The 7049-nt window shown below is 57.0% G+C and carries 9 protein-coding genes; 6 read left to right on the top strand and 3 right to left on the bottom strand.

Annotation, left to right across the window (positions count from 1 at the left end):
* The first annotated feature begins 484 nt into the window (after positions 1–484).
* Genes JMJ97_RS08740 through JMJ97_RS08730 form a run of 3 tightly spaced genes read left to right on the top strand, consistent with a single transcriptional unit; the run spans position 485 to position 2582 of the window.
* Positions 485–1123: a hypothetical protein gene (locus tag JMJ97_RS08740; RefSeq protein WP_260699963.1), complete on the top strand. Its 639-nt coding sequence runs from the start codon at positions 485–487 to the stop codon at positions 1121–1123.
* Positions 1120–1845, top strand: coding sequence for a metallophosphoesterase family protein (locus tag JMJ97_RS08735; RefSeq protein ID WP_260699962.1), 726 nt, complete (start codon positions 1120–1122; stop codon positions 1843–1845). Before JMJ97_RS08740 ends, JMJ97_RS08735 begins: the two co-directional genes overlap by 4 nt.
* On the top strand, positions 1845–2582 hold the full coding sequence (locus JMJ97_RS08730) for a metallophosphoesterase family protein (RefSeq protein ID WP_260699960.1): 738 nt from the start codon (positions 1845–1847) through the stop codon (positions 2580–2582). The genes JMJ97_RS08735 and JMJ97_RS08730 overlap by 1 nt, the downstream gene beginning before the upstream one ends.
* A 42-nt stretch (positions 2583–2624) precedes the next feature.
* Here JMJ97_RS08730 and JMJ97_RS08725 read toward each other — a convergent pair whose 3' ends face one another.
* Together JMJ97_RS08725 and JMJ97_RS08720 are read right to left on the bottom strand one after the other, a co-directional pair.
* On the bottom strand, positions 2625–3194 hold the full coding sequence (locus tag JMJ97_RS08725) for a hypothetical protein (RefSeq protein ID WP_260699958.1): 570 nt from the start codon (positions 3192–3194) through the stop codon (positions 2625–2627).
* Between the two features lie 225 nt (positions 3195–3419).
* On the bottom strand, positions 3420–4004 hold the full coding sequence (locus tag JMJ97_RS08720) for a recombinase family protein (RefSeq protein WP_229090742.1): 585 nt from the start codon (positions 4002–4004) through the stop codon (positions 3420–3422).
* A 216-nt stretch (positions 4005–4220) separates the two neighbouring features.
* Here JMJ97_RS08720 and JMJ97_RS08715 point away from each other — a divergent pair, with 216 nt between their 5' ends.
* The 3 genes from JMJ97_RS08715 to JMJ97_RS08705 all read left to right on the top strand — a co-directional run bounded on the left by JMJ97_RS08715 (position 4221) and on the right by JMJ97_RS08705 (position 5316).
* Positions 4221–4487 carry a hypothetical protein gene (locus JMJ97_RS08715; protein WP_260699955.1) on the top strand — a complete coding sequence of 89 codons (267 nt, stop codon included), beginning with the start codon at positions 4221–4223 and terminating at the stop codon, positions 4485–4487.
* Positions 4487–4768 carry a type II toxin -antitoxin system TacA 1-like antitoxin gene (locus JMJ97_RS08710; protein WP_196033714.1) on the top strand — a complete coding sequence of 94 codons (282 nt, stop codon included), beginning with the start codon at positions 4487–4489 and terminating at the stop codon, positions 4766–4768. The genes JMJ97_RS08715 and JMJ97_RS08710 overlap by 1 nt, the downstream gene beginning before the upstream one ends.
* A gap of 269 nt (positions 4769–5037) precedes the next feature.
* Positions 5038–5316 (top strand): hypothetical protein, encoded by a 279-nt coding sequence (locus JMJ97_RS08705; protein ID WP_260699952.1) that lies wholly within the window; start codon positions 5038–5040, stop codon positions 5314–5316.
* 240 nt (positions 5317–5556) lie between these two features.
* On the opposite strand, the gene JMJ97_RS08700 is transcribed toward JMJ97_RS08705, so the two are convergent.
* Positions 5557–6276 carry a plasmid mobilization protein gene (locus tag JMJ97_RS08700; protein WP_260699951.1) on the bottom strand — a complete coding sequence of 240 codons (720 nt, stop codon included), beginning with the start codon at positions 6274–6276 and terminating at the stop codon, positions 5557–5559.
* Positions 6277–7049: the final 773 nt, after the last annotated feature.

Below are 7049 nucleotides of genomic sequence, written 5' to 3'. Positions count from 1 at the left end.
CTCAAGCAGGGCTCGAAGCCCAAAAAGAAAGGTCACCGTCGCTAAGACGATGACCTAACTTTCTAACGCAACGGCTCTGCCCAGCTCTCTACAACTTGGGATGCCGTCGGCACCATTCTACCCGCTTGACATTGCTGTTGTCGATGCGCCGTATCAAGAATCCACGGCAGCGCTCGTGGCGCTCGTGGTTGCAAAACAGCCCAACAAATAGCGGCTATTAGTCAGCTCGGCTGTCCAAAAGGCCTAATAGTTGCTAATAGCGGCCAGTTGGCAACGGATTTGGGCTATTAGTTCTAACAGTGCCTATACTATGACCCCACAAACGGGACAAGGTTTTATGTCCGCACGAGGTTTTAAAGTTTTAGCTGGAACAATCCGGCAGATTGGAGCACAGAACATGAGGTCAGAACGCCTCATGTCGCTCAAAATACGTCTCCTCAACTGCGCAAAGGAGAACGGTTTTTAGCGACAAGGAGACAATGGAATGATCTGGTTTACCAGCGACACCCACTTCGGGCATGAGAACGTGCTGAAGTTCACCGACCGCCCGTGGGAGACGATTTGGCAGATGAACGACGCCATCGTCGACAGCATCAACGGCAGGGTCGCCATGGACGACGAGCTCTACATCCTGGGGGACTTCTCATTCAAGATGACCGCCCAGGACGCCTACGGGCTACGCAAGCGGATCGCCTGCAGGCGCATCCACCTCGTCCCGGGAAACCACGACAAGGACTGGACCCAACCGGCGGTCGCGGGCGCCTTCACCGTGGAGCCGCCGATCTGCGTGCTCAAGATCGACGGGCAGAAGATCGTCCTGAGCCATTACCCCATGGCCGACTGGCAGGGCATGAACCATGGATCGTGGCACCTCCACGGGCACATCCACAGCAGCGGCGGCGCGTACAACGAGTCCAACCGCAAGCAGGGCCTTCTGCGCTACGACGTCGGTTGCGATGCCAACGGGCACTCCCCGGTGAGCCTCGACGAGCTGAGGGAATGGTTCGCCGGAGTCGACGAGCCGTGCGGCCGGGTGAAATGGCCCTGGTGGGTCAACGAGACCGGCGACAGGCAGGTCGAGCGCGAGCTGGCGGCTTACAAGCGGAAAGAGGCGATCCGATGACGGTCTATGTGACGGGCGACATCCACGGTGGGCTCGACATGCAAAAGCTCCGCGACTGGGAGCTTGGGGATAGCCTTGGCAGCGACGACTATCTGATCATCGCCGGCGACTTTGGCTTTCCGTGGGATTTCTCTGCCGAGGAATGCGCCGACATCGCCTGGCTGGAGTCGCGCCCCTACACGGTACTGTTCGTCGACGGCAACCACGAGCGCTTCGACCACTGGGAGGAACGCCCCATGGAACCGTGGCACGGCGGGCTGACGCAGCGCCTGTCGGATACTTCGTCTATCCGCCGCCTCATGCGCGGGGAGGTCTTCGAGCTCGACGGCTCGACGGTCTTCACCATGGGCGGTGCCACGAGCGCGGACAGGGAATACCGCGTGCCCTATTCCAGCTGGTGGCCTCAGGAGCTCCCGGACGAGCGCGATTTCGATACCGCACGGACAAAGCTCGACGAAGTCGGCTGGAAGGTCGACTGCGTCATCACCCATACCTGCTCGACGCGCATGCTCTCGCCGACGCTCTACCCGGACCCAGGCTGGGAGCGCCCTGATGTGGACCGGCTGACCGAATTCCTTGACGAGCTCGAGGATCGCCTGGACTACAAGCGCTGGTATTACGGCCATTTTCACCGAGACGGCAACCCGGACGAACGTCATACCGTTCTGTACGACCGGATCGTGAGGCTCGGGGACAAACTCCTGCCGTGGGGTGCGTACTGATGGCTGTCTATGTGACAGGAGACGTGCACGGCAGGGCCGAGTACGGGGCCAGCAGGTTCGCCTTCAGGTCTTGGCCGCTGGGCCGGACTCTGACGCGCGATGACGCGGTGATCGTGGCCGGCGACTTCGGCTTTGTCTGGGATGGATCCAACGCCGAGAAATACTGGCTCGACTGGTTCGAGTCGAAGCCGTGGACCACGTGTTTCGTAGACGGCAACCATGAGAACCACCATGCCCTGGCTGGGCTGCCGGTGCGGGAGTGGAACGGCGGGCTCGTCCATGAGGTGCGACCGCACGTGCTGCACCTCATGCGCGGAGAGGTGTTCGACATCGCGGGAACCACGGTCCTTGCCATGGGCGGCGCCGCGAGCAACGACAGGCAGTATCGCAGGGAGGGGAGGAGCTGGTGGCCAGAGGAGATGCCGAGTGAGGAGGAGATGGACCACTGCCGCGCCTCGCTCAACCGCGTAGGCTGGAGGGTCGATTGCGTTGTGACTCACGAGGCCCCTGCTGCCCTTGCTGAGGGGTTGTGCCGGGAGCGCGGACGCGAGTATCGGGGCGACCGACTTCAGCGATTCCTTGCCGAGCTCGACGACCGGCTCGGCTACCGAGCCTGGTTCTTCGGCCACTACCACGGTGACGAGTGGCGTGACGACAGGCACCGTCTGGTCTATCGAGACATCGTGCCGATCGAAGATGCTGCGCCCGGTTCTAGGAACCTTCTGGAAGCGCTCTAGAAGATTCCTAGAAATCAGCAGCCTGACAGGAGAAGCGCGGGGCTACTCGTCCTTCATCTGGGTCATGACCTCGACCTTAGCCTCGGCCACGGCCGCCCGCTGTTCGGTTGCAGCGAGGCGGTCCTTGAGGGCGGCGACCTCGGCCATCAGGTCGCGCTGGGCCAGGAGTGCGTCGTTCAACTCGGCTTGGGCTTTCAGCGCGGCGTCACGCTCGCCGCGCAGGCGCTCGATCTCATCGACCATGGCCACGGCCTCGGCATGGAGCTGGACGACCTGCCTGTCGAGCTCCCTGGCATCGGCGAGGTATCTGACGCTCGCGGCATGAAGCTCGTTGTTCTCGAGCTCGAGGCTCGCGGTATCGAGCTCAAACTTCTCCTCGATAAAGGCGACCCGCTCATTGCAGTCGGCCTCAAGTCTTTCGTTCCGGTCTCTCGCCTCGACGAGCTTGCGATTGAATTCGTCGAGCTGGGCCCTGAGCAACGCGTTCTCGGTTCTGAGGTCGCCCGTCTCGCGCAGCAGCTTCTCCCGCCACGTCGCCTCGATCCGCTCGGCGGCCTCATCAAGAACGGACTTCACGCCGTAGATCTCCCTGATTTTCTTCTCGTCTGCCATGGTGCGACACTCCAATCAACAACGGGCATGGCTCCGCCATGCCATATGGCTGGGAACAATGCACGGCCGCTGTTGATTTGTGTTCGCCCTGCGATCGGTGAGTTCTAAAAAGGCGTCTCAGGTCATGCGTTCACGCAGGTTTTCGGTTGGAGAAATACCGCACACTTATATAGTAACGCCGCTGCACTCGAGCTTATTAGACAGATTGCGAAACGATGGACGGGCTCATTTCCTGACGCCCACCAATCCGCGTTCACGGAGGATGCGGTACAAAGTCGATTTAGAGATACCTGTGGCGGTGCAGATGTCTGGGATAGGTGTCTCGCGAGCGAGGTAGAGCTTCACGGCGGCGTCGGCCTTGACGTCTGCAATGCGCGGGCGGCCCCCGACGCTGCCGCCGCGGCTTCGCTTGACGGCGATGCCCTCGGCCTGGCGCTGCTTGATCAGATCGCGCTCAAGCTCGGCTGTACAGGCGTGGGTACCGAGAACGAATCGGCCGAAGGCGGTATCGAGGTCGACCGGCTGTTTCAAAGAGGTTAGCTTCACGCCGAGATTTCGGAACATAAGGTCGTAGTTCAGCAATTGCCTGGTCGATCTGGTTAGGCGCTCCCAGGACTCGACTACCACTTCATCGCCGGCCTTCATCTTCTTGAACAGACGCTTCTGCTGAGTTCGGTCCCCGTCCTTGGCACCCGTGACCTTGTCTTTGTAGATATGGCCATAGGGCACACCGGCGTTAACCAACGCCTCGATTTGCCTGTCTAGCTTCTGATCCTTCGTGCTCACGCGAGCGTATCCGTATCTGGTCATTTTCAGCCTCCTTCCTTGTCTTTTGATTTTCTCATGGGAATGCAGGGGGAGGTTTTGGCACTGGGTTTTGGCACTCGCCGTCCACGGCATCGAGAGTTCGGTTTTCGGGTGCCGCGCGGCATACGTTTTGGGACGAACGGCTAATGGAATATGTTGGGACGGATAATATTCTACTACCAAATAGTAGTAGAATATTATCGTAAAGATTGGAGGCTCATGGTCCGGATACACCAGAGAGTTCACGAGCGGCACCCCGAGCTAGATGACGGTGATGTCGAGGCGGCGTGGGAGAGCTACCGCTTCGCGGCCGTCCGCATACCCGGGGAGTGCGAGATGCGGACGGGCTACGACCCGCAAGGCCGGTACATCGAGATGGTCGGTGTCCTCCTGGCCGACGGCGCGTGGCTCGTCTACCACGCCATGACGCCGCCGAGCAAGAAGACGCTAAGGGAGATCGAGAACGCGAGAAGGAGAGGTTACTGATGGAATATAGGCTTGCAAACGGATCCGTTATCACGGATGAGGACATCGAGCGCGAGTGCGCGGAATACGAATCCGGCTCCTGGGAGGGGAGCCTGGTGAACCTCCGAGTCGGCCGCCCCAGGCTTTCCGAGGTGGAGGCCAACGCCAACCTGTCTTTCAAGTGCCCTAAGACGGGCGCCGACCTCATCGAACGGGCGGCCGCCGCGTGCGGGATGCGGAAGTCGGAGTTTCTGCGCTCGGCCGCGATCGAGAAGGCCGAGAGGATACTCAGGTCGGCATAGCCCCGGCGTGCCTTCCCGGAATCGGCGTTGCCGCAGGGAGTGAGCGCCCTGCGCCGCCGTTATGTTAGACATGTCGCTAACATAACGGCGGTTAAGTCGTGCCGCGGGTCGGGGCATCCGCACCACCACAGGTTCAATCGCCCCGTAAATCGAATCCTGTTAAGTCGTCTATCTGCGTGTTTATGAACACACCATTGCCATTCCTTAGGTGAGAATCGTGTCCGCACGGGGCGATATATTAGACAGAACACCCGAGGGAAAGGAATAGCATGAGCGATTTAATGGAAGCCGTACATCGGCTCGAGCGCGAGATGGCAGACCGAGCCTCCGCAGTTGAGAAGGTCGACATCTTTAAGGCTCAGTTCAATCAAGCCATCAAGGCCTTCATGGCCGCCGACGAGGCGGTCCGCAGCCTTAACGACCATGACAGCATCGTTGACACTCAGATCGCCAACGCCATTGATGAGCACCTTCGCGCCATCGACAGGCTCTGCCGTTTCGGCATCGATGGTGGTTTCGGTAAGAAGCATCCGGTTAAGGAGTACTAGCCTTCCGCATGGCCATGGAAGTAAAGTAGAAGAGGGTCGAATCCGAAGCAGTTCCCGGACAATTGGCGTCCGGCCAGACACTTCGGTTTGGCCCTTTTCGATTTTGCGGAGTAGTTACAACTGAACGTTCTCAGATATATAAAATCGTCCTTTCTTTTCAGAAAGACGTTTTTTGAAATATCGGAATTGCCAACCGGGTAATTACACTCAATTGCAAAACTGATCCAACTGCGTTCCGACTTAAAGATTTCTGTTGTCAGGTTCATCTGCCAGATAATCGCGCGGAATATAGTCGACGTGATAACGCTTTTCAAGTTTCTCGATGAACCGGTCGACCTTTCGAGCATTTTGATAAACCTTTTCAAGCGTACGAAAAACAGCTTTCTCGTTGTACGCGGGAAGGCCCTGAGCATTCACAAAATACATCAGCTGGTTGAGGTTCGTTCCTTCCTTCAATAACTCGTGATGAAGCTTTTCCACTTCAGCGATATCGAAATTGAATGATTCGATCTTTCCGTAGATCGCGCTGCGGCGAACCAGTTCGCTTGCAGAAATACCGAGCGCCGCTGCACGCTGCTCAATTGCCTTTTTTTCTGGAGCAGTGAGCATTACTTGGAACGGAACACTTCTTTTTTCAGAAATCGGCTCGCCACGTTCATCGGTTTCACGCGATGCCTGTGCTCTCCTGTAATCCTCCTGTTGCTTATGGAGGGCCTTTTTCTTCCGATCGAGAACTTGCATTTCATCATCGAGATCATCAAGTGAGATTTCCCGATGAATCAGCACAGATCGAATCAACTCAGCTTCCGTACAACCGGCTTGTTCGCAAAGTTGTTGATAGATCTCTTTCTCTTCAGGAGAAACACGAGCCTTTACGAATTCATTTCGTGCCATTTTTCTACTTTCTCCGGAGTGGCTTCCGGAAAAGTAAGCAAGAAATTGAGGATTGGCATCCGTCACCTCTTGCTATGATTGCCTAATTTTTTAGAAAGAGTGAACCCAACACGCAAAAAGTGTGCTGTAGTTCACTCTTTCCCTTTTCTCCGTGACAGGAGAAAAGCAATATTCGTAAATCATGATAACAGGGACTACGGGCCCGGTTATCATGATTTACGTACATCTTGCAATCTCCGGAACGGTGATTGGGCGAAACGCAGTATAGACGTGGAATGAGAGGCCTCATTCCAAGCGAGAGGCCTCGCGGCGTTGTAACTGCGTGAAGACCGTGAGCGGAAGCGAATTTTTAACGCGAAGGATGCTGAGTGTTAGAGATTCGCTGTAGCGAGGGCGAAGCGGTGATGCGAATGCGAGGGATGCCGAGTATTTGCATCACCGCGCAGCGGGTTTGCGGCGCCCGCGACGCAAACCTTCGACTTTGTCGAAGGTTTTTCGTAACGCCAGCGAAAAAGTTGAGGCAGCTTTCGACATTTCAATGACGCGGAGAGTCTTTGGTGAGACTCGTAGCGTTGTTGGATTGTCGAAAGGTAACGCGATTTGAATTACGGTTCGGATTAACGATTCGATTTTCATGCGGCGGCCAATCCGCCTATGATCGCTCCCTCCGGTCGCTATCGATTTTCAAAACTCCCGTTTTGTTTTGAATCAATTTGAAATCCGAAATGAAAAACGAAACGCCAGCGCGAGTCGCTTTGACTTTTGCGCGGGCGCGATTCGGATCGGCCGAAAATCAAGCTGATGATATTTTGAGTTTCGCGTTTTAGATCTCAGAAACC

It is taken from the genome of Collinsella aerofaciens (genome assembly GCF_025289055.1).
Classification (GTDB): domain Bacteria; phylum Actinomycetota; class Coriobacteriia; order Coriobacteriales; family Coriobacteriaceae; genus Collinsella.
The sequence above is the reverse complement of the archived record's forward strand: the minus strand, read 5'-3'. Positions and strand labels throughout refer to the sequence as shown.